Below are 25,919 nucleotides of genomic sequence, written 5' to 3' on the forward strand. Positions count from 1 at the left end.
CCGGAAGAGGCACGACCGCAGCAGAACAACCGCATAGGCAGCATCTTCATGAGCCCTCTCGACTGGCCCGCCGTCCCGGCCGAGGGGGCTCGGCCGTGCCCGGTCCGTACCGGCGTCACCTGAGGGCGTCGACGTACAGGTCCGTCCCCGGCACCGTGGGGATGAAGGGCGCCACCAGTTCCACCCGCCCGAGCCCCGACTCCGCGACCGCCTCGTCGCGCCCGGTGAAGTACGCCGCCCAGCAGTCCCGCGGGTCCTCCTGGAGGAACCACAGCAGTGTCAGCCGGGTGTCCACGCCCTCGACCTGTTTCACGTACGTCATCCGGTCCCCCGGCAGCGGCGTCGGCCGGAAGAGCGTGACCATGGCGGCGGGCGACCCCGCGAGCGCCCGCGGCAGGTGCCGGGCCCGCAGCCATTCGAGGAGTTCGGCGCGCTGCCCCGCCCCCTCGGCGTCGACGACTTCCAGGACCAGTCCCTTGTACGGGTGGTCGAGGGCGTGGAAGTCGCGGGGGCCCGCGGCGCCGTCGCGGTAGACGGTCGCCTCGTGGTCCTGGAAGGCGGTGAAGACGTGGGTGCGGGCCTGGTGGACGCGGCCGTCGCGGTTGAGGCGCTTGTTGATGCCGACGGTCCACTTCATGTGGTCGTCGTAGCGCCCCTCCGTCACCCAGTACGTGGAGAGGTAGCACCCCGCGGTGACCGGCTCGGCGATCGCGGACTTGTCGGGGTAGCGCAGGAGCTGGAGGTCGCGGGTGGCCACCCAGCGGCGCCCCGCGTACATCCAGGGCATGGCCATCGCGCCCGCGTAGTAGTGGTCGTCCTCGTACCAGCGGTTGTACGCGAACTCGTGCCCCGGGTGCGGCTCGACCATGGTGATCAGGGCGTGGCCCGGATGGACCCCGTAGGGGCCGACGGCGGCCAGCTCGGCGTAGACGTCGCTCCGGGTGTCCGGGTCATCACTCACGTCTCTCCCCTTCCTTCCTCCGATGCTCGCCCATACTCTGACGCCCCGTCAGCAAAACTGCCAGAGCCGGGAGGCGCCCCATGCAGTCGTCGCTCCTCGAGGGAAAGACCGTCGTCGTCTCGGGCGTCGGCGCCGGGCTCGGCCACCAGGTCGCGGCGGCGGTGGTGCGCGACGGCGGCCACGTCGTGCTCGGGGCGCGCACGGAGGCGAACCTCGCCAAGACGGCCGCCGAGATCGACCCCGAGGGCGCCCGCGCCGCCTACAAGGTCACGGACATCACGGACGAGCGCCAATGCGAGGCCCTCGCGGAGCTTGCGGTGGAACGCTTCGGCGGGATCGACGCGGTCGTCCATGTCGCCGCCTGGGACAGCCACTTCGGCGGCCTGGAGGACGCGGACTTCGCCACCTGGGAGCAGGTCATCAACGTCAATCTCCTCGGCACCCTGCGCATGACGCGCGCCTGCCTGCCGGCGCTCAGGGAGCGGACCGGCGGCTCGGTGGTGTTCATCGGCACGCAGTCGGCGATCGCGGCGCCCTCACAGGTGCGGCAGGCGGCGTACGGCGCGTCGAAGGGCGCGCTGACCTCGGCGATGTACTCGCTGGCGCACGAGCTCGGCCCGGACCGCATCCGGGTCAACACCGTGCTGCCGGGCTGGATGTGGGGCCCGCCGGTCGAGGCGTACGTCCAGTTCACCGCGCACACCGAGGGCGTACCGGAGGACGAGGTCCTGGACCGCCTCGCGGCGCGCATGGCGCTGCCGGACCTGGCCACGGACGGGGACGTGGCGGACGCGGTGGTGTTCCTCGCGTCGGACCGGGCGCGGTCGATCACGGGTCAGTCGCTGCTGGTCAACGCGGGGGAGATCATGCGGTAGCCGGGGCGGCGGGGACGCGCGAGGGCCGTACGGGAGGCAACTTCCGTACGGCTTTCGTGCGTTCGGGGGCAGATGCGGTGCGGTCATGTACGTGAACGAAGGTCAGCTCGACGAACGATTTTACTTGCTCTTGACTCAGCGACAGGTTGTCGTCGACTGGCGCCCGAACCCACGATGAGCGGGCACTTCTGGGCCGCTCTCGTCCCCATCGGCCCGTTCACCAGGCGGACCCCTGGAGGGCCATATGAACAGTCTCGACTGGGCGGTGCTCATCGGCCACTTCGGCGTGATGGTCGCCATCGGCGTGTGGTCCCACAAGCGGGTCGACAACGTCAGCGACTTCTTCACGGCCGGCGGGAAGATGCCGTGGTGGCTGTCCGGCATCTCGCACCACATGTCGGGCTACAGCGCGGTGATGTTCACCGGGTACGCGGGCATCGCGTACACCTACGGCGTGACGTCCTTCGTCACCTGGTCCTTCCCCATCGCGCTCGGCATCGCCATCGGCGCCCGGCTCTTCGCGCCCCGGATCAACCGGCTGCGCTCACGCCTGCACGTGGCCTCGCCGCTGGAGTACCTGAAGAACCGCTACAACCTGCCGACCCAGCAGGCACTCGCCTGGTCGGGCATGCTCCTGAAGATCGTGGACGTGGGCGCCAAGTGGGCGGCGATCGCGACGCTCTTGTCCGTCTTCACCGGCGTCTCCCTCAATCAGGGCATCCTCGTCACCGGCGTCATCACGGCGATCTACTGCACGATCGGCGGGCTCTGGGCCGACGCGCTGACGGAGCTCGGCCAGTTCATCATCCAGCTCCTCGCGGGCATCGCGATGTTCGTGGCGGTCGTCGCCGAGCTCGGGCCGCACGGCGGGTTCTTCGGCGTCTGGGACGAGCCCGAGCTCGCGGGCCACGGCAAGCCGCTGGTCGGCCCCTACGGCACGGTCTTCCTGCTCGCGTTCCTGTTCATCAAGCTCTTCGAGTACAACGGCGGCATGCTCAACCAGGCGCAGCGCTACATGGCGACCGCCAACGCGAAGGAGGCGGCGCGCTCCGCGAGACTCTCCGCGATCCTGTGGCTGGTCTGGCCCGTCGTCCTCTTCTTCCCCATGTGGATGTCGCCGCTGCTGGTCGACGCGGAGAAGCCGGACGGTTCGGACGCGTACGCGCTGATGACGGAACAACTGCTTCCGCACGGCCTGTTGGGCCTGGTCATCGTCGGCTTCTTCTCGCACACCATGGCCATGTGCTCGTCCGACGCCAACGCGATCGCGGCGGTCTTCACGCGGGACGTGGCGCCCGCGTTCTCCGCGAAGGCGCGGGCCTGGACGGAGCGCAAGGGTCTCATCGCGGCCCGCCTCACCACGGTGGTCTTCCTCGGCCTGTCCATGGCGGTGGCCACGCAGGTCAACTCCCCCACGTTCAAGGACATCATCACGGTCGTCATCAAGTGGGTGGCCGGCCTGATGGGACCGATCGCGATCCCGATGATGCTGGGCCTGCTGCGCACGTTCCGGAAGTCCGGTCCGACGGCGGCGCTCACCAGTTGGGCGGCGGGCCTTTTCGCCTTCTACCTGGTCAACTACCCGATCGACGAGGCGGTGTCGGGCGGGGTCGCCCTCGAGTACCAGGTGTCGATCCCGCTGGCCGTCTCCCTCGTCCTCTACGTCGTCATCGGCTACGTGAAGCCGGAGGACACGCCGGAGCGGGATGCTCTCATCGAGCGGATCAATACGGACGGCGACGCGTCCGGTGCGGCGGTCGTGCCTGCGCCTTCGCAGCCGCGGGGGGATGCGGTGGCCCCGTAGGGGGCGGGCGGACTGCGTCCCGTCAGGGGCGCGGGGAACTGCGCGCTCAGCACGCGAAAAGCCGCAGCCGCGTCTGCGGGGATCCCGGCAGACGCGACTGCGGCTTGTTTCCTGGTTGCTCGCGCAGTTCCCCGCGCCCCTGAAGCGGCTCCGCCGCTCAGGTGGCCTTAGGGGCGCGGGGAACTGCGCGGCCAGCCACAGAAAAGCCGCAGACGCGTCTGCCGGGATCCCGGCAAGCGCGGCTGCGGCTTGTTTTCGGTTGCTCGCGCAGTTCCCCGCGCCCCTTACGGGGCTCCCACCCGCTCCGGTACGGGCGCCGGGGCCGTCGAGGGCTTCGGAGCGTGGTGGGGCCTGAGGCCCAGGAGGGCCACGGTCACCACCAGGGCGAACGCGGCGCCCGCGATGGCGAAGCTCAGGGTGAACTGGCTCTCCTGGGGGAGGGCCGGCATACCCGCGGGAAGCGCAATCGTCTTCGACGCGAGCAGTGACGTGATCATCGCGCTGGCGACCGCGCTGCCCACGGAGCGGGAGATGGAGTTGATGCCGTTGGCGATGCCCGTCTGGTGGGCGGGCACGCTGGCGACGATGAGCGCGGGCATCGACGCGTACCCGAAGCTGATCGCGAGACCGATGACCATGCCCGCACCGATGACGGACGCACTCGTGTCGTGCGCCAGGGTCAGCCACGCGAAGCCGGCCACGCCGAACGCGGCGCCGACCGCGAGCGTGACGCGCGCGCCGATCCGGCGGACCAGGATCCCACCGAACTGGGCGGCGAGCAGCGAGACGATCGTCGTGGGCAGCAGGTAGACGACGGAGGCGCCGAGCACCGACGCGCCGAACCCGTACCCGGCGATGTCCTCGGGCATCTGCACGAGGTACGAGACGCCGATGAACTGGGCGAACATCGCGAAGCCGAGGAGCAGTCCGGCCAGGTTGGTGAAGAGGACGGGGCGGTGGGCGAACATCTTCATGTCGACCATCGGCTCCTTGACCTTCAGTTCGGTCAGGACCCACACGCCTGCCATGACCACGGCGCCCGCGAAGGAGCCGAGGGTGCGGCCCGAGGTCCAGCCCCACTCGTGGCCCTGCGAGATCGGCAGGAGCAGCAGGACGAGGAGCAGCGCGAGCGTGCCCGCGCCGAGCCAGTCGGTGCGGCCGCCGGTCTTGGAGCGGGAGGCGGGGACGGCGAACACGACGCCGACGAGGGCGGCCACGGCGAGTACGACCGCCAGCCAGAACACGCGGTGGTAGTCCGGGTCCGAGCCCTGGGTCAGCAGGCCCGCGCCCACGAGGGCGAGGCCGCTGCCGAACGCGAGCGTGCCGCTGACCAGTGCCATCGCGCCGTGGAGCTTGGCGGGCCTGATCTCCTCGCGGAGCACGGAGAGCGCGAGCGGGAAGATCGCGGTGGCGGCACCCTGCATGATCCGGCCGACGATCAGCCAGGTCAGGGAGGTCGTCGTCGCGGCAAGCACCGAGCCCGCGATCATCACGAGCAGCACGCCGATCAGCGTGGGCTTCTTGCCGTGCTGGTCGCCGAAGCGGCCGAGCAGCGGGGTGAAGACGGCCGCGGAGAGCAGCGTGGCGGTGGTCACCCAGCTGACGCCCGCGGTCGTGGCGTCCAGGTCCTTCTGGATGATCGACAGGATCGGCACGACCAGGGTCTGCATCATCGAGACGACCATGGCGGCGAGCCCGAGGACCAGGACGACGGCGGTCTGTCCGGTGGGTTTCGGCGGGGCCGCGTGCGGCTGTGCGTAGGACACGGTGGTTTCTTCTCCAGCTGCTCAACTGCCTGAGGCCCCGATGCTTGAAGACCTCGATACTTGAGTACTTCAAGTAACTCGACAGACGGTAAGCCTCAATATTTGAGATCGTCAAGTTTTATGGCGTAAGGTGGCTCACATGTCTGGATCACCGAGCGGCCCGAGCGGCGACAAGGCCCGGCTCATGGAGCTCCTCGCGGTGTCGCTCCGTGCGTACTACGCGGACTTCACGGAGGCCTCGGCGGCCGAGAACCTCACCGCGAGCCAGGGCAAGACGCTGAGCGTGCTGCGTCAGGGCCCCGCCGCGATGCGGGCCCTCGCCCGGTCGCTGTCCTGCGACGCCTCCAACATCACCGGGATCATCGACCGCCTGGAGAAGCGCGGCCTGGTCCACCGGGAGCCGAGCCCCACCGACCGCCGCGTCAAGAACGTCGTGCTCACCCCCGAGGGCGAGCGGGCCATCGACGCGATCCGCGCCAACATGCACGCCACGATGGCCGGTCTGGACGCCCTGGACGACGCCGAGCGCGCCACCCTCCACGACCTCCTGAGCCGCACGTTCGAGGCGGCGTCGGCCGCTGCGACCGCCCAGGCCTAGGGCGACACAGGCCCTGGGAGCCGTCGGTCACGCCCGCGGGTAGCGGGCCAGCCAGCCCGGCGACGAGAGCGCGGGGCCGTGCAGCGCGGGTCCCTGCGTCATCTCCATGGCGAAGTCGTCCGCCAGTTCCAGGATCGTGGGGCGGCCCTCCAGCTCGGTCAGCCACCCCGGCGGCAGCGCGGTCTCCCCGTGCAGCGCGCCGAGCAGCGCCCCGCACAGCGCGCCGCAGGCCGCCGACGCCCCGCCGTGGTTCACGGCGAGCCGCAGCCCGTGCCGGAGGTCCTCGCCCACGAGGGCGCAGTACACGGCCCCGGCCAGGACCCCCTCGGCCGTGCCGTCCCCGATCAACTCCTCCACGCGCGTGGGCGTGGGCATGCCCTGCCGCACGGCGCCCAGCGCGTGCCGGAGCGCCTCCGCGACGGGCTGGTGCCCCGGGCGCGTGGCGAGCAGGGCCAGGCACCGCTGGATCGCGCCGTCCAGGGACTCCCCGCGGGCCAGGCCGTGCACGATGACCGTGTGGGCGCCCGCCGCGAGATGGGCGGTGGGATGGCCGTGCGTCTGGACGGCGCACTCGACGGCCAACTGCAGGACGAGCTGCGGCTCCCAGCCGACGAGGAGACCGAACGGCGCGGATCTGACGGCGGCCTCCGCGCCGCGCTCGTCGGGGTTCTTGGGAGCGTCGAGGGTGCCCATCACCGCGTCGCCGAGCCCCGTCAGGCAGGCGCGGGACGGGTTCCGCCGCGCGTACAGCCACTCCTCGCGGGCCAGCCAGCCGTCCTCCTCGCGCCGCTCGTCCGGGCCCCAGTCGCTCTGCGTCGCGGCCCAGCGGCGGTAGGCGCGGTGCAGGTCGGTCGGCGGGTGCCAGGCGCCGGTGTCGCGGCGCACCTGGGCGCGTATGAGCCCGTCGACGGTGAAGAGGGTGAGCTGGGTGCCCGCGGTGACGGCGCCGCGGCGGCCGTGGGCGGGGGCGGGCTCGGTGAGGCCCTCGGCGCCGTGGGCCTCACGAATCGCGTCGAGCGTGAGCCCGTCGACGGGCGCGCCCAGCGCGTCGCCCACGGCGGCCCCGAGGAGCGTGCCGCGGACCCGGCTCCGGAAGTCCTGCTGCTCGGCGCGGCCCCAGACACCGGTGGCTGCTGCGGTACCCACGCGGGCCTCCCTCGGTGCGGTGACGTGCCGTGACGTGCCTCGTCGCACCCCGACCGGTTGCGACTTCGCAGCACTGTAATCGACCGGGAACGATCGGTTCAGGCCCGAAGAGGTATGCGAAGAGTCGCCCTTGAGGTCGCATTTGAACGACGTTCACGTGAGCTTCGCGGTAGCTACGGAATTGTCGGTTCCGGGACGTGTGTCACGGCCGTCGCCGCGTACTGGTCGGCGCGTACGTCGCCGTGTACGTCGCCGCGCACTAGGGGCTGGTTTCCGCCCCCAGCATCCGCTCCCGCTGCTCCCGCGCCCACCCGTACCCGGGGTCGATCCGCAGCGCCTCGTCCAGGGACGCGACGGCCTCCGCCACGCGTTCCAGGGCCTCCAGGGAGAGGGCCCTGCTGCCCCACGCCCAGGTGAGGTCCGGGTCCAGGGTCAGGGCCGTGTCGTACGCGGCGATCGCCTCCTCGTGGCGGCACGCGAAGCGCAGGATGTCACCGCGGTCGCTGTACGCACCCGGCGCGTCCGGTGCCAGTTCGTGGGCGCGGTCGAGGTCGGCGAGGGCGCCCGGCAGATCGTCGAGGGCCTGGCGCACGCGTGCCCTGCGCAGCAGTGCCCACGGGTAGTCGGGCCACAGGTCGAGCGCGCGGTCCAGGTCGTCCAGGGCCTCGCGGGGGCGGCCGAGCACGAACTTGGCCTGGCCGCGGCTGCCCAGCGTCAGCGGCTCCCGCGGATCGATGGCGTGCGCGCGGTCGAGCCAGGGCAGCGCCTCGTCGGGGCGGCCCATGCGCCGGTACGTCTCGCCGCGCTGGCGCGCCACCCACTCCGCGCCGGGCGCCGCCTCGTCGGCCGCGGCCAGGTGGCGCAGGGCCGCGTCGAAGTCGCCGAGGGCCCTGCGGGTGACGGCGAGACCGTGGTGGCCCCACGGGTCGCCGGGGTCGATGGCGAGGGCCCGCTCGTGGTCTTCCAGGGCCTCGTCCAGCCGGCCGAGGTGGAAGAGGCGCAGGCCGTGCTGGTTGTGTGCGGCCACCCGGTCCGCGTCGTCGAATCCGGCGCGGGCCAGGAGGAGTTCCAACACGCGCAAGGCGCCGAGCGTCTCGTCGGCGAGCGCGTCGCGCAGGTCGTCGGACCAGACCCGCAGATGGTCCGCGCCCGTGTCCTCGGCGGCGTCCGTCACCACCCGCGCCCATTCGCGGGCCACCGCCGTGTCGAAGCGGCAGGCCTCGATGCCCTCGCGCAGGACGCCCGGGAGCGCGGCACGCGGGCCCGCGCACAGGGAGTGGTACAGCTCGTCGACGCGCAGGGCACGCCACTCCGGGCGCATCCAGGGGCGGCCCGGCGCGTCACGCAGCTCCTCGTCCAGCGCCGCGCGGCGCCGCGCGTACAGCTCGGCCAGGCGGGTGTGGCCCGCGCTCCACAGGGCGGGCGCGGTGTTGCGGCGCAGGCGCAGCATGGGGGCGCGCACGACGTCGTGGTAGCGGGCGGTGCCCCTGCGGTCGGGCCGGACGAACGGCATGGCGCGCAGCCACGCGTACAGCTCCGCGGGGCCGTCGCCCGTGCCGTCACCGCCCCCACCGGAGGCGCCCCGGTCCACGCCGCCCCGGGCCGAGTCACCCACACCGCCACCGCCCCGGCCCGAACCGCCCCCGCTCGGGCCACCCCCGCCCGAGGCGCCCCGGCCCCCGCCGTCCCCGCCCACCGCCGCCCGCACGATCTCCTCGTCGAGGCGTCTGGGCAGTGCGCAGTCCAGGGCGGCCGCACGCCTGGCCGGGTCCTGTTCGCCCCGCAGGAAGCGTTCCACGGCGGTGGCGCTGGGGTCGCCGACGTCGTCCGGTGCCGTGGGTCCCGTCTCGGCGAGCGTGGAGACGAGCACGGGCAGTCGGCCCGAGAGCCGCAGGACCTCCGCGACCACCGGCTCCTCGGTGACGCCCTTGGCCGCGAGCAGGCCGCGCGCCTCGCTCTCCGTGAAGGGCCGCAGCGGCAGTTCGGCGGCGAAGTCCGCGGCGCCCTCCCAGCGGTCGGGGTCGAGGGGGCGCTGTCCCGCGGTGACCACGACGGTGTTGGCCGGAAAATCGCCGTAGCGGTCGGTCGTCATCACGTCGTGCAGCCAGCGGTCGAGGAACGGCGCGGTCCGCTCGTACGCGTCGAGGAACAGCACGAGCCACGGCGCGGCGTCGGCGGCCCCGGCCAGCTCGTCCAGGAGCACGGGCGTCAGCGCGCGCTCGGGTTCCAGGGCGAGGCGGGCGTCCTCGGGGGTGCGGAAGCGGGCCCGGAGCCGTTCGGCGCGCAGGGCGACCCGTTCGGCGTCGACGACTCCGGAGAACGCGCCGACGAAGGGCACCATGCCGAGCCCGACGACGCCCGCGCGGGCCAGCGCCACGCTTCCCGCCGACGGAGTGTCGGGTTCCGGTGCGCGGGCCGCGGCGGCGACGGCCTCGTGGAGGCGCTGGCGGTGCGCGGCGAGGGCGCGGTCAAGGGACTTCAGGGCGCGGCCCTGCTGCGCGTACTGCGCCGCGATCTCGCCGAGCGCCTCGGGGAGGTCCGGGACGCCGTCGTCCACGTGGGCGACAAGTGCCCCGCGTTCCGCGGCGAGTTGTCCCATCTCGCGTACGAGCGAGGTCTTGCCGACGCCTGCCGGGCCGTGCACGTGGAAGAGGAAGCGGTGCCGGTCGTCCTCGGGTGACAGCTCGAAGTTCGCTCTGAAGACCCGTAGTTCGTCACGGCGGCCGACGAAGGCCGCGCGACGTCTGCGCCGGATGAGCTCCTGCATCGACACTTTCGCCCGCGCCATCGGTCCCTCCCCGTCCCGTGAGCCCCCAGTCTGGCGTACCGAATCGGACAGAAAGAAGCCGATATCCGGTGAACGGGAACCGAGTTCGGACATAAGTGCGTGTGCACCACAGAAGTCTCTGCGGTGTACAACCTTCCCCGCGGAACGATCGTCTTCCTTCACGACCACACAAATTCCCACAGGAGGAACAGTGCGCCGCAGTCTCATCACCGCCGTCGCAGTCGCCTCGCTCGCGGCCCCTCTCGCCCTGGCCACCGCCGGTACGGCGGCGGCCGCACCCATCCCGCCCAAGGCCCCGGTCACCGACTTCAACCACGACGGGTACGCCGACCTCGCCATATCGGCCCCGGGCAACTACAACAACGAAGAGCCCGGCAGCGTCTCCGTCGTGTACGGCTCGGCGAACGGCCCCGACAAGGCCCACGCCGTCACCATCAGCCGTGAGACGGCCGGCGTACCCGGCACCGCCGCGGACGGCGGGCACTTCGGCAACACGACCGCCGCCGCCGACCTGGACGGCGACGGCTACACCGACCTCGTCGTCAACGGCGGCAAGAAGGCCGTCGTCCTGTGGGGCTCCGCCCAGGGCCTCAGCGGCCAGGGCAGCGTCGAGCTGGACTCGAACGGCGCGCACGTCACCGCGGGTGACTTCAACGGCGACGGCAAGCGGGACCTGGTCACGGCCGAGTACCCGGAGCCCGAGGACCCGATGGACAACGACGACGCGGGCATGACCATCGCGTACGGCCCGTTCCAGAAGGACGGCAAGGCCGCGAGCACCCAACAGGTCGTCACCAGCCAGACCTTCGGCCCCGGCGACTTCGTCACGGGCGACGTGACCGGCGACGGCATCGACGACATCGTCAGCAGCCACGGCTTCGAGGAGATGGCTTACAAGAGCCAGCTGTGGAAGGGCGGCAAGGACGGGGTGGCCACCACCTCGCAGAAGCTCGCGCCCTCCCTCGGTGGCGCCATCGCGGACGTCGACGGCGACGGCTACGGCGACTTCGTCACCCGCGACATCGGCACCAACTTCGAGGACATGCCGTACCAGAAGGGCACCGTCCTCGTCCGCTACGGCTCGGCGTCCGGCCTCTCGGACCGCTCCGCGAAGATCACCCAGGACAGCGCGGGCGTCCCCGGCGTCGGTGAGGACGGCGACGAGTTCGGCTCCTCCATCAGCGCGGGCGACGTGAACGGCGACGGCCTCGCCGACATCGCCGTCGGCGTCCCGGGCGAGGACATCGAGACGACCGCCGACGCCGGCAGCGTCGTCATCCTCAAGGGTGCCCGCACCGGCCTCTCCGGCACGGGCGCGCAGGCCTTCGACCAGTCGAAGCCGGGCATCCCGGGCGCCTCCGAGAAGGGCGACAAGTTCGGCGCGACCGTCCTGCTCTCGGACACCAACAAGGACGGCAAGGCCGACCTGACGGTGGGCGCGCCCGCCGAGGACGGCACCAAGGCCGACACCGGCGCCGTCTGGCACCTGCGCGGCTCCGCGAGCGGCACCACCACCACCGGCATCGACTCGTTCGGCCCCGCCGCGGTCGGCTCCCCGGACAAGGCGGGCGTGAGCTTCGGCGCGTTCCTGGCGCGCTGACGTACTGACGTACCGATACACCGATACACCGATACACCTCATGACTTCGGCACCCGGCGGCGGCCGGGTGCCGAAGGCGTGTCGGTCCCTCCTCAGTCCACCAGCGGCAGCAGTTCCGGCAGATGTCCGTCCGATGCCGCGGCCGCCCGCTGCCGCTCCTCGGGCACCTCGCCGTACAGCGTCGTGCGCGGCTTCGCGGGGCGCCCGGCGGCCTCCGCGATGGCGACGAGGTCCTCGACGGACCGGTACGAGCCGTAACTGGAGCCCGCCATCCGGGAGATGGTCTCCTCCATCAGCGTCCCGCCCAGGTCGTTCGCGCCGGACCTGAGCATCTCGGCGGCGCCCTCCTGGCCGAGCTTCACCCAGCTCGTCTGGATGTTGGGGATGTACGGGTGGAGCAGGACGCGCGCCATCGCCGTGACGGCCCGGTTGTCGCGGGTGGTCGGTCCCGGCCGGGCGATGCCGGCCAGGTAGACGGGCGCGTTGGTGTGGATGAACGGCAGCGTCACGAACTCCGTGAACCCGCCGACGTCGTGGGACAGTGCGGACTGCTGGACGGCGGCCAGCGTCCGGAAGTGGCCGAGCCAGTGCCGCGGCTGGTCCACGTGTCCGTACATCATCGTCGAGCTCGACCGGATGCCGAGCTCGTGCGCGGTCTTGATCACCTCGATCCAGGTGGCCGTCGGCAGCTTGCCCTTGGTGAGGATCCACCGCACCTCGTCGTCGAGGATCTCGGCGGCCGTTCCCGGGATGGAGTCGAGCCCCGCCTCCTTCGCGGCGGTGAGCCACTCGCGGATCGAGAGGCCGGTCCGCGTCGCTCCGTTGACGACCTCCATCGGCGAGAACGCGTGCACGTGCATGCCCGGCACGCGCTCCTTCACCGCCCGCGCGATGTCGAAGTAGGCGCTGCCCGGCAGGTCGGGGTGGATGCCGCCCTGCATGCACACCTCGACGGCACCGACGTCCCAGGCCTGGGCGGCGCGGTCGGCGACCTGGTCCAGGGAGAGGGTGTAGGCGTCCGCGTCGGTCCTGCGCTGCGCGAAGGCGCAGAAGCGGCAGCCGGTGTAGCAGACGTTGGTGAAGTTGATGTTGCGGGTGACGATGTACGTGACGTCGTCGCCGTTGACCGTCTTGCGGATGTCGTCCGCGACGGCGCAGAGCGCGTCGAGCGCGGGCCCGTCGGCGTGCAGCAGCGCGAGCGCCTCGTCGTCGGTGAGCTTCGTCGGGTCGTCGGCGGCCTGCTTGAGTGCCGCGCGTACGTCGCCGTCGATGCGGGACGGCACCATGCCGGGCGCCGCCTGCTCGCGCAGGGCCTCCCAGTCGCCGTACACCTCGTCGAAGTCGTCACGCCGGTCCGAGGTGCGCCCGGTGGTGTCGATGGTCGCGTGCAGGTCGGTGCGGCCGGAGGAGGCCACGTACCCCTCGTCGGGCTCCTGCCAGGGGTGGCCCTCGACCACCGCGTCCGGGCGGGCGAGGCCGGTCTCCGGGTCGGCGAGGGCCCGCAGGTGCGGCAGGAGCCGCGGGTCGAGCCACGGCTCGCCGCGCAGCACGAACTCCGGATAGACGCAGAGTCGTTCGGCGAGTCGGAACCCGGCCGCCGCCGACCGCTCGGCCAGCTCCTCCACCTGCGGCCACGGCTTCTCGGGGTTGACGTGGTCGATGGTGACCGGCGAGACGCCGCCCCAGTCGTCGATGCCCGCCCCGATGAGCCGCTCGTACTCGCCCGCGATGAGGTTCGGCGGCGCCTGGATGTTCCCCGCGGGGCCCATGATGTGCCGGGCGACGGCGATCGTGGCGACCAGGTCGTCGATCTCCGCGTCGGGCATGCCGCGCATCGCCGTGTCCGGCTTGGCGCGGAAGTTCTGGATGATCAGCTCCTGGATGCCGTGGTATGAGCGCGCCACGCGGCGCAGCGCGAACAGCGAGTCGGCCCGCTCCTCGTACGTCTCGCCGATCCCGATCAGCAGCCCGCTCGTGAACGGCACCGACGAACGCCCGGCGTCCTCAAGGACCCGCAACCGGACGGCGGGCTCCTTGTCGGGCGAGCCGTAGTGCGGCTGCCCCGGCTCGCTCCACAGCCGCTCCGACGTCGTCTCCAGCATCATGCCCATGCTGGGCGCGACGGGCTTGAGCCGCTGGAAGTCCGTCCACGTCATGACGCCCGGGTTGAGGTGCGGCAGGAGGCCCGTCTCCTCCAGGATGCGGATCGAGATGGCGCGGACGTACGCGATGGTGTCGTCGTACCCCTCCGCCTCCAGCCACTCCCGCGCCTCGGGCCAGCGGTCCCCCGGCTTGTCGCCGAGCGTGATCAGGGCTTCCTTGCAGCCCATCGCGGCGCCGCGCCGCGCGATGTCCAGGACCTCGTCCGGGGACATGAACATGCCGTGGCCGTCCCGGCGCAGCTTGCCCGGCACGGTCGCGAAGGTGCAGTAGTGGCACTTGTCCCGGCAGAGGCGGGTGAGCGGGATGAACACGCTCTTCGAGTACGTGATGACGCCGGGGCGGCCCGCCGCCGCCAGGCCCGCGTCGCGCACCCGGGCCGCGGACGCGGTGAGGTCGTCGAGATCCTCGCCGCGCGCCTGCAGCAGGACCGCGGCCTCGCTCACGTCGAGCGCGACGCCGTCCCTGGCTCTCCTGAGCGCGCGGCGCATGGCGTTCGCGGTGGGTCGTCCGGCCTCTGGGGGCTGCGCGCTGTTGGTCATGTCCCCGAGCATACGAGCGAGTACACCTGCCTCTTACAGATAGTTCCGCGTGGTCTGTCACCCGGGGAATGAAGGGCGCTCGTCACGGCGTGACGTACCGCCCGAGTCCGTCGAGCGCCGCGCACACCTCCGCCTCCCCGGCGGGCGGCAGCTGCACGATCACCTCGTCGACGCCCAGCTCCTCGTAGTACGCGAGCTTGCCCGGCACCGGCGCGACGGCCGTCACCGCGACATACAGGTCCTGTGCCCCGCGCCCGGCGTCGGCCCACGCCGCCCTGAGCACCGGCAGCGCCTCGCGCAGGCCGCTGCCCCCGACGGGCATCCAGCCGTCCGCGTACTCCGCGACGTGCGCGAAGAGACCGGGCCCCGCCGCGCCGCCGATGAGCGTGCGCGGACCGAACAGCGGCCCCCTCGCCGGCCGTTTCCGCGGCGCCCGCGCGGGCTTCGGATGGACCTCGCTCGCCCGTACGCCGCCGAACTCCCCCTCGTACTCCTGCGGCCGGTCCGCCCACAGCGCCCGCATGACCGCCATCCGTTCCCGCACGACCGCCCGGCGCCGCGGCCACGACACGCCGTGGTCCTCCGCCTCCTCGCGGTTCCAGCCGAAGCCGATGCCGAGGGTGACGCGGCCGCCGGAGAGGTGGTCGAGGGTCGCTATCTGCTTCGCGAGGTCGATGGGGTCGTGCTGGGCGACCAGGGCGATGTTCGTGCCGAGGGTCAGACGTTCGGTGACGGCGGCGGCCTGGGCGAGGGCGACGAACGGGCTGAGCATGCGGGCGCACTCGGGCGGCAGGTCGCCGCCCGGGTAGGGGGATTCGCGGGGCACCGGGATGTGCGTGTGCTCGGGGAGGTAGAGCCCGGCGAAGCCGCGCCGCTCCAGTTCGCGGGCCAGGCTCACCGGAGTGATCGTCTCGTCGGTCATGTAGAGCGTGGCGGAGATGCGCACGTTTCCTCCGAGCGTGTCCGGGAGTGTCGGTCGGTCCGGAGCCCTCTTCCTATCCCCGTAAACGCGGTTGGTCCATGGCCACGCGCTCATTAACCTGACGCCGGTGAACAGACGGAAGCAGAAGAAGCTCACCCACCGCCTGGTGTGGGCGGCGGCGGTCGGCGACACCCACACGGTCCGCACCGTGCTCCGGACCGGGATCGACCCGGAGCTGCCCGAGGCCGACGGCACGACCGCCCTGTACGCCGCGTCGGTGCACGGCGCGGCCTCCACGGTGCGGGCGCTGCTGCGGGCGGGCGCGCTGCCCGACACGGAGAGCCGTGGCCTCACCGACGGCACTCCCCTGTGCGGGGCCGCCGCCTGGGGGCACGTCGCCACGGTCCGCGAACTCCTCGCCCACGGCGCCGACCCGAACCTCCGCGAGGACCAGGGCACGGGACGTACGCCACTGCGGTGGGCGCGCGACGGGGCGGGCGGGCCGCACCCGGAGACGGAGGCGGTACTGGTCGCGGCGGGGGCGGTGGAGCACCCGCACTCCGGCAACCGGGCGTAAAACTGCCAACCGCCTTCCCTTGCCGCGCAGTTCACGGCTCAATACCAGGGTTGCACGCACCACCCACGTCACCGTCGACACGACACCCTGGGGAGCCGCAGCATGTGCGAGGACGTACACCACCCGATCGGCCCGAACCGGCGCGGACTGTTCGTGACGGGCGCCGCCGCCGCGATTACGTTGGGCACCGTGAGCTTCGCGAGCGGCGCCGAGCGGCGCGCCCCCGCCGGGGGCCGGAAGCCGGGCGGCACGGAGACGAGAACGGTGCGCGGGACGCTGCCCACCGGCTCGCCCGACTTCGTGTACCTGCCCATCGAAGTGCCGGACGGGGTACGCGAGTTCCGCGCCTCCTACACCTACGAGAAGCCGACCGTGCCGCCCGGCACCCAGGGCAACGCCCTCGACATCGGCGTCTTCGACGAGCGCGGCACGGAGCTCGGCGGCAAGGGCTTCCGCGGCTGGTCCGGCGGCGCCCGCACCGAGTTCTTCATCCGCGCCGACGAGGCGACGCCGGGCTACATCCCGGGCCGCGTCCGCGAGGGCACCTGGTACATCGCACTCGGCCCGTACACGGTCGCCCCCGAGGGTCTCCCCTACGAGGTGACGGTCACCCTCACCTACGGGGCACCCGGTAAAATCCCGAAGCCGGTCTACCCGCCCGAGCGCGCCAAGGGCCGCGGGCGCGCCTGGTACCGCGGCGACTGCCACCTGCACTCCGTCCACTCCGACGGCAGGCGCACCCCCGCCGAGATCGCCGCGCTGGCCCGGGAGGCGGGCCTCGACTTCATCAACAGCTCGGAGCACAACACGCACTCCGCGCACCCCCACTGGGCCGACCTCGCGGGCGACGACCTCCTGATCATGCTCGGTGAGGAGGTGACGACCCGCAACGGCCACGTCGTCGCCCTCGGCGTGGACCCCGGCACGTTCATCGACTGGCGCTACCGCGCCCGCGACAACCGCTTCGGGAAGTACGCGCGGAAGGTCAGGGACGCGGGCGGCCTCGTCGTCCCGGCCCACCCGCACGCCACCTGCGTCGGCTGCAACTGGAAGTTCGGCTTCGGCGACGCGGACGTCATCGAGGCGTGGAACGGCGCGTACACGCCGGACGACGAGATCGCCCTCGCCGACTGGGACAGCCGGCTCGTCGCCTCGGTGCGCGGCGGCCGCCCGTGGATTCCGGCCATGGGCAACAGCGACGCGCACCGCGACCCGGACCGCATCGGCGGCCCGCAGACCGTCGTCCTCGCCGACGACCTGACGCGCGAGGCCATCCAGGACGGCATCCGCCGCGGCCGCTCCTACATCGCCGAGTCCAAGGCCGTGGAGCTCGCCTTCTCGGCGGCGGGCGGCAGGGGCAGGCACGCGGGCATCGGCGGCCGCCTCGACATCGGCCGCGACGACCCCGTCACGGTCCGCCTCGACGTGAAGGGCGCCCCGGGCTGCACGGTCCGCTTCGTCACCGACCAGGGCGTCCTGCACACGAGCCCCGCGCTGCCGGAGTCGGGCACGGGGACGGTGGAGTGGCGCACGACGGCGTCGTACGCCGCCTACGTGCGGGCGGAGGTACGCCACGCGCCCGTGACCCCCGGCCTGCCGGGCCCGCTGACGGCGTTCACGAACCCGATCTTCCTGGGCCGGTAGCGGTCCTCTCCGCCCCTGCCGGGGTGGAGAAGGGCCCCGCCTTTCTCACCCCGGCCACACCAGGGACTGCAGTTCGCTGTACGCGTGCAGGGCGTACGAGCCGACGTCCCGTCCCACCCCGCTCTTCTTGAAGCCGCCGAACGGCGCCTCCATGTTCCGGGCGATCGTGTTGACGCCGACACCGCCCGCCCTCAGCCGCCGGGCGACGCGGAAGGCGCGGGCGACGTCGCCCGACCACACGTAATCGATCAGGCCGTAGTCGCTGGCGTCGGCGAGGGCGATCGCCGTCTCCTCGGCGTCCTCGGGCCCGTCCGCGTCGAAGGGGACCACGACCACCACGGGCCCGAAGATCTCCTCGCGGACCACCCGCATGTCGTGGGTGCAGTCGGCGAGGAGGGTCGGCGCGACGTAGAAGCCCTTGTCGAACGCCGGCCGTTCCCCGCCCGCGACGACCCGCGCGCCCTCCTTCCGCCCGTCCTCCACGTACGCCTCGATGCGGTCGCGGTGGGCGGCGGAGATCACGGGCCCGACGATGGTGCCGGGCGCGACCGGGTCGCCGACTTTCAAGTACCCGATATAAGCGGCGAGTCTGCTGACGAGCTCCTCGTACACGCCCCGCTGGACGATGACGCGGGTCGGCGCCGTGCAGATCTGCCCGCTGTAGAAGGAGAACGTCGTGCCGATGCCCGCCACCGCGGCGTCCAGGTCGGCGTCGTCGAGGACGATCGCCGCGCCCTTCCCGCCCAGCTCCATCAGCTGCCGCTTCATGTCGCGGCCGCACACCTCGCCGATGCGCTGCCCGACGGCCGTGGAGCCGGTGAAGCTCACCATGTCGACGTCGGGAGAGGCGACGGCCGCCTCGCCCACGGCGGAGTCCGTGCCGGAGACGACGTTCACGACGCCGGGCGGCACACCGGCTTCCTCCAGCGCGGCCGCCATCCCGTACACGGACAGCGGGTCCTGCGGGGCGGGCTTCACGACGACGGTGTTGCCCATCGCGAGGGCGGGCGCGATCTTGCCCGCCGGGTTGGCCCAGGGGTTGTTGTACGAGGTGATGCAGGTGACGACGCCGACGGGCCTGCGCACGGCGAGCGCCCCCACGACACCGGCCTTGCCCATGGGTCCCGCCTCATGGATCTGCGGCGGGAGCGCGGCCTCGACCGGCTCCAGCGCCCCCTTCGCGTACCGCTCGAAGCGCGCCACGGCCACCGCGACCTGCATGCCGCGTGCCGTCGCGGTCGTGGCGCCGCTCTCGGCCTGCGCGAGCTCGGCGTGGGCGGCGAAGTCGCGCCGCAGGACGGCGGCGGCACGGGACAGGATCCCGGCACGCTCCTCGGGCGTCGTGCGCGACCAGCCCGCGAACGCCTCGCGGGCGGCCGAAGCCGCCGCGCGGACCTGCGCGCCACTGGCCTCGGGCGCGAGCCCGACGACGCCTTCGGTGGCGGGGTTGACGACTTCGTAGTGCCCGCGCTCGGGCTCGACCCATTCCCCTCCGATGAACAACCGCCGCGCGTCGGCGCTCACTTGGTGCTCACCGTCCGGGTGTCGCGCCCGGACCGAAGGATCTTCCCGGGCACGGCCCCGGTGACCACGTCGTCACGAATGGCCTCGACACCGTTGACCCAGACCGCGTCGATGCCGATCGCCTGGGAGTCGAGCCGGGGGCTGTCGCCCGGCAGGTCGTGGACGAGGGTGGCCTTGCCCGCGTCGATGCGCTCGGGGTCGAAGAGGACGAGGTCGGCGTGGTACCCCTCGGCGATCCGCCCCCGCTCGCGCAGCCCGAACAGCTGGGCCGGATCGTCGGTCAGCATCTTCACGGCCTGCTCGAGCCCGACGAGCTTCCGCCCGCGCAGACAGTCCCCGATGAACCGGGTCGTGTACGGGGCTCCGCACATGCGGTCCAGATGCGCGCCGGCGTCCGAGCCGCCCAGCATGACGTCCTCGTGCTGCCAGGTCTCGGCGCGCAGCGCCCACGAGTCCGGGTCGTTGTCGGTGGGCATGGGCCACAGCACGGTGCGCATGTCGTCGTTGGCGCAGATCTCCACGATGCAGTGGAAGGGTTCCTGCCCGCGCTCGGCCGCGATGTCACCGACGACGCGCCCGGTGAGCCCTTGGTTGGCGGCGGAGTACGTGTCCCCGATGACGTACCGGTCGAACCGCGCGAGCCGCCGGAACACTCCGGCCTCCTTGCTCGCGGCCCGCCGCAGCATCTCCTCGCGTACGGCGGGGTCGCGCAGCGCGGCGATCCGCTCGGGCACGGGCAGCCCCAGGACGTCACCCCAGCCGGGGATCAGATTCAGGGCGCAGAACGTGCCGAGGGACATGTTCATGGGCGTGAGGATCGGCATGGTGAGCGCGACGATGCGGCCGCCCGCCTTGCGGGCGCGCTCACTGGGCACGAGCTGGCGGGGCACCCGCTCGGGCACGGCGGCGTCGATGGTGAGCACGTTCCAGTTGAGCGGCCGCCCGGCTGCGGCACTCATGTCGACGAGGAGGTCTACCTCGTCATCGCTGAACTGATCGAGGCACCCGGCGACGATGGCCTCGATCTGCGTCCCCTCGTGCTCGCCGACGGCACGGCTGAGCGCGAGCAGCTCATCAGGCCTGGCGTGCCGCGAGGCGACGGGCTGCCCGTCGCCGTCCGAGTGGGTGGACGACTGGGTGGTGGAAAGCCCCCACGCCCCGGCGTCCATCGCCTCGTGCAGGAGACGCAACATGGCGTCCAACTGCTCACTGGACGGCTGCCCGCCGACGGCGTCCTCACCCATGACGTACCGCCGCAGCGCGCAGTGCCCCACCATGAACCCCGCGTTCACGGCGACGCGCCCCTCCAGGGCGTCGAGATACTCCCCGAAGGAACTCCACGACCAGGGCGCGCCCTCCTCGAGCGCCACGAGCGACATCCCCTCCACCTTGGACATCATCCGCCGCGTGTAGTCGGCGTCGCCGGGCCGGTCGGGATGGAGCGGAGCGAGCGTGAACCCACAGTTGCCGCCCGCGACGGTGGTCACGCCGTGATTGAGGGACGGCGTCGCGTACGGGTCCCAGAACAGCTGCGCGTCGTAGTGCGTATGCGGATCGACGAACCCCGGCGCGAGCACGCGCCCTCGCGCCTCCTCACTGCTCCGCGCCTCCTCGGCGACGGTGCCGGGCTCGGCGACGACGGCGATGCGCCCGTCCCGTATCCCGACATCGGCGACGCGTCCGGGCGCACCGGTCCCGTCGACGACGGTCGCACCCTTGATGAGATGGTCGAGCATGACGGGACGGCCCCTTTCGAGGGTAAGAGGGTTCGGGGGTGAAATATCCAGCCCGTCCGGCGTTCGAGGACGAGCCCGAAGGGCGATTCCAGCCCGTCCGGCGTTTGAGGACGAGCCCGAAGGGCGATGGACGGGGGCCCGGGGGGCCCGCCCCCGCGACGGCACCCCGTGACACCCGCAGCCGTCCGCCAGGACCCCGGCTTCCCGTCCGGGAGGGGGAAGCCGGGGTGGCTCAGAGGCGGTTCACTCTCCCGCCGCCAGGCGAAACCGCGTCGTCCGGTGGACCGGATCCGTGTCGATCTTCGGGATCACGTGCTCACCGATCAGCCGGATCGTGTTCTTCGTGTCCTCGGGCGAGATCCCGATCGGCAGCCCGAAGCTGAGCTGGTCCGCCCCGGCCTGCTCCCAGCGCTTGCACTGCGTGAGCACCTCGTCCGGGTCGCCGCAGATCATCAGCTCCTCGGCGATGAGCAGCTCGATGAGCTCCTCCGTGTACTCGGGCAGCAGCTCGGGCCACTCGGGAATGCCCTCGGGCCGCGGGAACGTGTCGTGGTAGCGGAAGAGAAGCGACTGCAGGTAGTTCAGACCGCCGCTGACCGCGATCTCGACCGCCTTCTTGTGCGTCTCCGCGCAGATCGCCGTCGACGTCACCATGACGTTGTCGTTGACGAAGTCCCCGATCGCCTGCGCCTCCTTGACCGCCGTCTTGTACGACTCGACGACCCACTCCATGTCGGAGACCTTCTGCACGCTGAAGCCGAGGACCCCGAGCCCCTTCTTCCCTGCCATGGCGTACGAGGACGGGGACCCGGCGGCGTACCACATCGCGGGGTGCGACTTCCCGTACGGCTTCGGGAGGATCTTGCGCGGGGGCAGCGACCAGTGCTTGCCCTGGAACCCCACGTACTCGTCCTGCAGCCACATCTTGGGGAACTCGGCGATGGTCTCTTCCCAGATCTCCTTGGTGTGGTTCATGTCCGTGATGCCCGGCATGAAGCCGAGGATCTCGTGCGAACCGGCACCGCGCCCCGTGCCGAACTCGAACCGTCCCCGGGAGAGATGGTCGAGCATCGTCACCTTCTCCGCCACCTTCACGGGGTGGTTGACGGGTGCGAGCGGGTTGAAGATGCCCGAGCCGAGGTGGATGCGGTCGGTGGCATGGGCGAGGTAGCCGAGGTAGACGTCGTTGGCGGAGAGGTGCGAGTACTCCTCCAGGAAGTGGTGCTCGGACGCCCAGGCGTACTTGAACCCGGACTTGTCCGCCTCGATGACGTACTCGGTCTCCTCGATGAGCGCCTTGTGCTCCGCTTCGGGGTCGACCTTGGCCCGCTGGGCGGGCACGTATCCCTGAACAAAGAGACCGAATTCCAAGGGAGGTTCACCGTCCTCGTGAGGTCTGACGGTTTCTGACGCTCCGTCAGATTGCGATGGGGTCGACTGTTCCACCGCCCCGCCGGAGCGTCAATAGCTGACGCAACGTCAGGTGGCGTACGTGGTGTGTTCGGGGCAGGTCACACCACGCTGACCCCGGCCAGCCAGCCCCCGTCGATGACGAACGGCTGCCCCGTGATGTACGCCGAGTCGTCCCCGGTCAGGAACAGCGCCAGTGCGGCCACCTCCTGCGGCCGGCCGATCCGCCCGAGCGGCACGAGCTTCCTGTACAGCTCCGCGACCGCCTCGTCCGCGGCGCGTGGGTCGGCGTCCGGGTCGAGCTGCGCGGGGTTGGTCATGGGGGTGTCCACGGCCCCGGGGCACACCGCGTTCACGCGGATGTTCCGTCCCGCGAGCTCCAGCGCGGCGACGCGGGTGAGGCCGAGGATGGCGTGCTTCGTCGCCGCGTACGCGCCCACGTACGCCATGCCCGTCAGGGCCGTGTAGGAGGCGGTGTTCACGATCGTGCCGCCGCCGGCCGCGGCGATCTCGGGCGCGACCGTCCGAATGCCGAGGAAGCAGCCGATCTGGTTGACGCGGATGATCTGCTCGAACTCTTCGAGGGGGGTGCTGAGCAATTCGTTGAAGCGCAGGATTCCCGCGTTGTTGACGAGGCCGTCGACTGTGCCGAAGGCGTTCTTGGCGGCGGCCAGCGCCGCGCGCCAGTCGTCTTCGACGCCGACGTCGAGGTGTACGTACGCCGCGGACTCCTCCCCCAGCTCCTTCGCCAAGGCCTCGCCCTGCTCGTCCAGCACGTCGGCTACGACGACGCGGGCGCCCTCCGCCACGAAGAGGCGCGCCTCCTGCTCGCCCTGTCCACGCGCGGCGCCGGTCACGATGACGACGCGGCCGTCCAGCTTGCCCATGGGGACTCCTACGGTTGATTGAGGTGCGGGGCGACGTCGGTGGCGAAGGCCGCCATCTGGTCGGTGAGTTCGGTACGGCTGCGGCTGCGGAAGCGCACCTGGATCTGGTCGACGCCCATCGCGGCGTAGGCGCGGAGGGACTCGGCGAGGGCGTCGGGCTCTCCGCTGAGCGTGCGGCGGCCGACGGGCCATCGGGGCTTTCCGACGTACAGCGGCTCGGTGATGGCGCCGATGGTGAAGGGCCCGGCGATCCCGGCCTCCTCGCGCAGACTCTTGATCCTCGCGATCTGCGCGGGCAGCTTGTCGCGCGGGTCGCCCTGGGGCAGCCACCCGTCGGCGCGGGTCGCTGCGCGGCGTACGGCGGCGGGGGACGAGCCGCCCACCCAGAGGGGTACGCGGGTCTGGGCGGGTCGCGGCAGCTGCCCCAAGTCCTTGAAGGCGAAGGTCTCCCCGGAGTACTCGGGGTACTCCTCGGGCCCCAGGGCCGCCCTCAGGGCGTCGATCGTCTCGTCGAGGAGGGGCCCGCGCCGAGCGAAGTCGACGCCGAGCGCCTCGAACTCCTCCTGTACGTGCCCCGCCCCCACTCCGAGGATCAGCCTTCCTCCGCTGAGGTGGTCGAGGGTGGCGTACTGCTTGGCGGAGAGGAGGGGGTGACGGAGGCCGACGATGGCGACGTGGCTCATCAGGCGGACGTTCTCGGTGACTGCGGCGAGGTGGGCGAGGGTGGCGACGGGGTCGTACCAGACGGTGCTCATGGCTTCGGCGAGGTGGCGGGGGATGGCGATGTGGTCGCAGGTGGCGATGTAGGCGAAGCCGGTGCGGTCGGCGACGCGGGCGAGCTCGACGAGGTCGGCGGCTCCGGCTCCCGCTTCCCACCCCTCCGCATACATGGAACTCTGCGACTGAACGGGCAACTGCATCCCGTACTCCACGACCTCACCACTCACACCCCACCCACTCTCCCGCCAGCAACCTGACGAGCCGTCACCTACCGGAACGGACCACATGCTCGTACCTGACGCCCCGTCAGGCAAGGGTTCTGGCGGGTCGCCTTGACCGGTACGCCTACGGTCTGCCGGTGGGTCGGAGCGGCGGACGAACCGCCTTGGCCGGTACGCCTACGGTCCGCCGGCGGGGCGGAGCGGCGGACGAACCGCCTTGGCCGGTACGCCTACGGTCCGCCGGTGGGGCGGAGCGGCGGACGAACCGCCGTGGCCGGTACGCCTACGGTCCGTCGGTGGGCGCGGGGCCGCGGGGGTATGTGCGTACTCGCCATCCCTGCGCCGCGCCAGACGCCCCTGCACGCCCCGGTTCGCTCGGTGCTCCGTGCGCACATACCCCCACGTCCCCTCCGGCGCGCTTGCGGCTGCGGCCCCGTGGGGGCAGGACGCGACCACCCCCACCCGATGGATCGCCGGGGCGCCGCCCACCCGCCCCTACCCCCGCCGAACGTCGCGGGGCAAACGGGTGGGTGGGTGGGGAACATCCGCCGCGAAGCGGCGGGGGCGGTGCCCCTACCCGAGCAGGGCGGTGCGGGGTGAACGGGTGGGTGGGTGGGGACCATCCGCCGCGAAGCGGCGGGATCGGTGCCCCTACCCGCACGGGGCGTCGCGGGGTGAACGGGTGGGTGGGTGGGGATCATCCGCCGCGGAGCGGCGGGGGCGGTGCTCCTGCCCGGGCGGGGCGGTGCCGGGGGCTACGCGCCGGGCCAGAGGCCTGCTTCCGTGAGGCCCAAAAGAGCAACCGCATTGCCCCGCACGATGCGCTCCACCACCTCCCGCGACAGGTGGGACATCTGGGACTCCCCGACCTCCCGGGACTTGGGCCACGTCGAGTCGGAGTGCGGGTAGTCCGTCTCGTACAGGACGTTCCCGACTCCGATCGAGTCGAGGTTCCGCAGTCCGAACGCGTCGTCGAAGAAGCAGCCGAAGACGTGTTCGGAGAAGAGCTCGGAGGGCGGGCGCGTCACCTTGTCCGCCACCCCGCCCCACCCCCGGTTCTCCTCCCACACCACGTCCGCCCGCTCCAGGATGTAGGGGATCCAGCCGATCTGGCCCTCCGCGTACATGACCTTCAGGTTCGGGAAGCGTTCGAACTTGCCGCTCATCAGCCAGTCGACCATCGAGAAGCAGCAGTTGGCGAACGTGATCGTGGACCCGACGGCGGGCGGCGCGTCCGCCGAGGTCGACGGCATCTTGCTGGAGGAGCCGATGTGCATGGCGACGACCGTGCCGGTCTCGTCGCAGGCGCGCAGGAAGGGATCCCACGCGTCGGTGTGGATGGAGGGAAGGCCGAGGTGAGGCGGGATTTCGGAGAAGGCGACCGCTCGTACGCCCCGTGCCGCGTTGCGCCGTACCTCCGCGGCGGCGAGCTCCGCGTCCCAGAGCGGAATAAGAGTGAGCGGTATGAGACGGCCGGCCGCCTCCGGCCCGCACCACTCCTCCACCATCCAGTCGTTGTACGCGCGGACCGACAGGAGCGCGAGCTCCCGGTCCTTGGCCTCCGTGAACGTCTGCCCGCAGAACCGCGGGAACGTGGGGAAGCAGAGCGCGGACTGGACGTGGTTGACGTCCATGTCCGCGAGGCGGTCCGGCACGCTGAACGACCCCGGCCGCATCTGCTCGTACGTGATGACCTCGAGTTTGATCTCGTCCCTGGAGTAGCCGACCGACGTGTCGAGGCGGGTCAGAGGGCGGTGCAGGTCCTCGTAGATCCACCAGTCGCCGATGGGGCCTTCTTCCCCCTTCTCCCCCATGACCGGGGCGAACTTTCCGCCCAGGAAGGACATCGACCGCAAGGGGGCGCGCACGATCCGGGGGCCGCGGTCCTGGTACTTCGACGGGAGCCGGTCCCGCCAGACGTGTGGAGGCTCGACCGTGTGGTCGTCCACCGAGATGATCTTCGGGAAGGTCTCCGGGCTCTCCATGGTCTCCATACGGCCACGGTAGCGCCGATCTGACGACCCGTCAGCTAGTCGGA

At 71.8% G+C, this 25,919-nt stretch carries 18 protein-coding genes; 6 read left to right on the top strand and 12 right to left on the bottom strand.

The features are described 5' to 3' along the window. Positions 1–115 precede the first annotated feature (115 nt). The gene (locus tag DEJ49_RS15315) at positions 116–961 is read right to left on the bottom strand and encodes a hypothetical protein (protein WP_150184636.1); all 846 of its coding nucleotides are present in this window, start codon (positions 959–961) and stop codon (positions 116–118) included. Between the two features lie 80 nt (positions 962–1,041). On the opposite strand from DEJ49_RS15315, the gene DEJ49_RS15320 reads away from it, so the two are divergent. Next, positions 1,042–1,836 carry an SDR family oxidoreductase gene (locus tag DEJ49_RS15320; RefSeq protein ID WP_150184637.1) on the top strand — a complete coding sequence of 265 codons (795 nt, stop codon included), beginning with the start codon at positions 1,042–1,044 and terminating at the stop codon, positions 1,834–1,836. A 244-nt stretch (positions 1,837–2,080) separates the two neighbouring features. Then, positions 2,081–3,640 carry a sodium:solute symporter family protein gene (locus tag DEJ49_RS15325; RefSeq protein ID WP_150184638.1) on the top strand — a complete coding sequence of 520 codons (1,560 nt, stop codon included), beginning with the start codon at positions 2,081–2,083 and terminating at the stop codon, positions 3,638–3,640. Between the two features lie 284 nt (positions 3,641–3,924). On the opposite strand, the gene DEJ49_RS15330 is transcribed toward DEJ49_RS15325, so the two are convergent. Continuing rightward, complete coding sequence (locus DEJ49_RS15330; RefSeq protein WP_150184639.1) at positions 3,925–5,406, bottom strand: MFS transporter; 1,482 nt, start codon at positions 5,404–5,406, stop codon at positions 3,925–3,927. Positions 5,407–5,545: 139 nt separating this feature from the next. Here DEJ49_RS15330 and DEJ49_RS15335 point away from each other — a divergent pair, with 139 nt between their 5' ends. Next, positions 5,546–6,004 (top strand): MarR family winged helix-turn-helix transcriptional regulator, encoded by a 459-nt coding sequence (locus DEJ49_RS15335; RefSeq protein WP_223832850.1) that lies wholly within the window; start codon positions 5,546–5,548, stop codon positions 6,002–6,004. A gap of 27 nt (positions 6,005–6,031) precedes the next feature. Here DEJ49_RS15335 and DEJ49_RS15340 read toward each other — a convergent pair whose 3' ends face one another. Next, on the bottom strand, positions 6,032–7,150 hold the full coding sequence (locus tag DEJ49_RS15340) for an ADP-ribosylglycohydrolase family protein (RefSeq protein WP_150184640.1): 1,119 nt from the start codon (positions 7,148–7,150) through the stop codon (positions 6,032–6,034). Positions 7,151–7,409: 259 nt separating this feature from the next. Beyond that, a complete protein-coding gene (locus DEJ49_RS15345) occupies positions 7,410–9,938 on the bottom strand; it encodes a tetratricopeptide repeat protein (protein ID WP_150184641.1) in 2,529 nt (842 codons plus the stop codon). Between the two features lie 190 nt (positions 9,939–10,128). On the opposite strand from DEJ49_RS15345, the gene DEJ49_RS15350 reads away from it, so the two are divergent. After that, positions 10,129–11,538, top strand: a complete 1,410-nt coding sequence (locus DEJ49_RS15350; protein WP_150184642.1) for an FG-GAP-like repeat-containing protein — start codon at positions 10,129–10,131, stop codon at positions 11,536–11,538. Positions 11,539–11,630: 92 nt separating this feature from the next. Here the strand turns inward: DEJ49_RS15350 and DEJ49_RS15355 are convergent, their stop codons facing one another. Both DEJ49_RS15355 and DEJ49_RS15360 read right to left on the bottom strand, forming a co-directional pair. Beyond that, positions 11,631–14,240: a bifunctional FO biosynthesis protein CofGH gene (locus tag DEJ49_RS15355; RefSeq protein WP_150184643.1), complete on the bottom strand. Its 2,610-nt coding sequence runs from the start codon at positions 14,238–14,240 to the stop codon at positions 11,631–11,633. Between the two features lie 82 nt (positions 14,241–14,322). Beyond that, the gene (locus tag DEJ49_RS15360; protein WP_150184644.1) at positions 14,323–15,186 is read right to left on the bottom strand and encodes a TIGR03619 family F420-dependent LLM class oxidoreductase; all 864 of its coding nucleotides are present in this window, start codon (positions 15,184–15,186) and stop codon (positions 14,323–14,325) included. A gap of 103 nt (positions 15,187–15,289) precedes the next feature. Between DEJ49_RS15360 and DEJ49_RS15365 the strand changes: the two genes are divergently transcribed. Then, positions 15,290–15,739: an ankyrin repeat domain-containing protein gene (locus tag DEJ49_RS15365; protein ID WP_150184645.1), complete on the top strand. Its 450-nt coding sequence runs from the start codon at positions 15,290–15,292 to the stop codon at positions 15,737–15,739. 102 nt (positions 15,740–15,841) lie between these two features. Next, positions 15,842–17,383, top strand: a complete 1,542-nt coding sequence (locus DEJ49_RS15370; protein WP_150184646.1) for a CehA/McbA family metallohydrolase — start codon at positions 15,842–15,844, stop codon at positions 17,381–17,383. 45 nt (positions 17,384–17,428) lie between these two features. On the opposite strand, the gene DEJ49_RS15375 is transcribed toward DEJ49_RS15370, so the two are convergent. The 6 genes from DEJ49_RS15375 to DEJ49_RS15400 all read right to left on the bottom strand — a co-directional run bounded on the left by DEJ49_RS15375 (position 17,429) and on the right by DEJ49_RS15400 (position 25,866). Further along, positions 17,429–18,907 carry an aldehyde dehydrogenase family protein gene (locus tag DEJ49_RS15375; protein ID WP_150184647.1) on the bottom strand — a complete coding sequence of 493 codons (1,479 nt, stop codon included), beginning with the start codon at positions 18,905–18,907 and terminating at the stop codon, positions 17,429–17,431. Continuing rightward, entirely contained in the window at positions 18,904–20,643 is a 1,740-nt protein-coding gene (locus tag DEJ49_RS15380) for an N-acyl-D-amino-acid deacylase family protein (protein ID WP_150184648.1), read from the bottom strand. The genes DEJ49_RS15375 and DEJ49_RS15380 overlap by 4 nt, the downstream gene beginning before the upstream one ends. A 243-nt stretch (positions 20,644–20,886) precedes the next feature. Next, complete coding sequence (locus DEJ49_RS15385; RefSeq protein ID WP_150184649.1) at positions 20,887–22,014, bottom strand: LLM class flavin-dependent oxidoreductase; 1,128 nt, start codon at positions 22,012–22,014, stop codon at positions 20,887–20,889. Between the two features lie 140 nt (positions 22,015–22,154). After that, on the bottom strand, positions 22,155–22,940 hold the full coding sequence (locus DEJ49_RS15390) for an SDR family NAD(P)-dependent oxidoreductase (protein WP_150184650.1): 786 nt from the start codon (positions 22,938–22,940) through the stop codon (positions 22,155–22,157). 8 nt (positions 22,941–22,948) lie between these two features. Next, entirely contained in the window at positions 22,949–23,860 is a 912-nt protein-coding gene (locus tag DEJ49_RS15395; RefSeq protein ID WP_150184651.1) for a TIGR03619 family F420-dependent LLM class oxidoreductase, read from the bottom strand. Positions 23,861–24,636: 776 nt separating this feature from the next. Beyond that, positions 24,637–25,866 carry an amidohydrolase family protein gene (locus tag DEJ49_RS15400; RefSeq protein WP_150188257.1) on the bottom strand — a complete coding sequence of 410 codons (1,230 nt, stop codon included), beginning with the start codon at positions 25,864–25,866 and terminating at the stop codon, positions 24,637–24,639. Positions 25,867–25,919: the final 53 nt, after the last annotated feature.

Source organism: Streptomyces venezuelae (genome assembly GCF_008642335.1).
Classification (GTDB): Bacteria; Actinomycetota; Actinomycetes; order Streptomycetales; family Streptomycetaceae; genus Streptomyces; species Streptomyces venezuelae_F.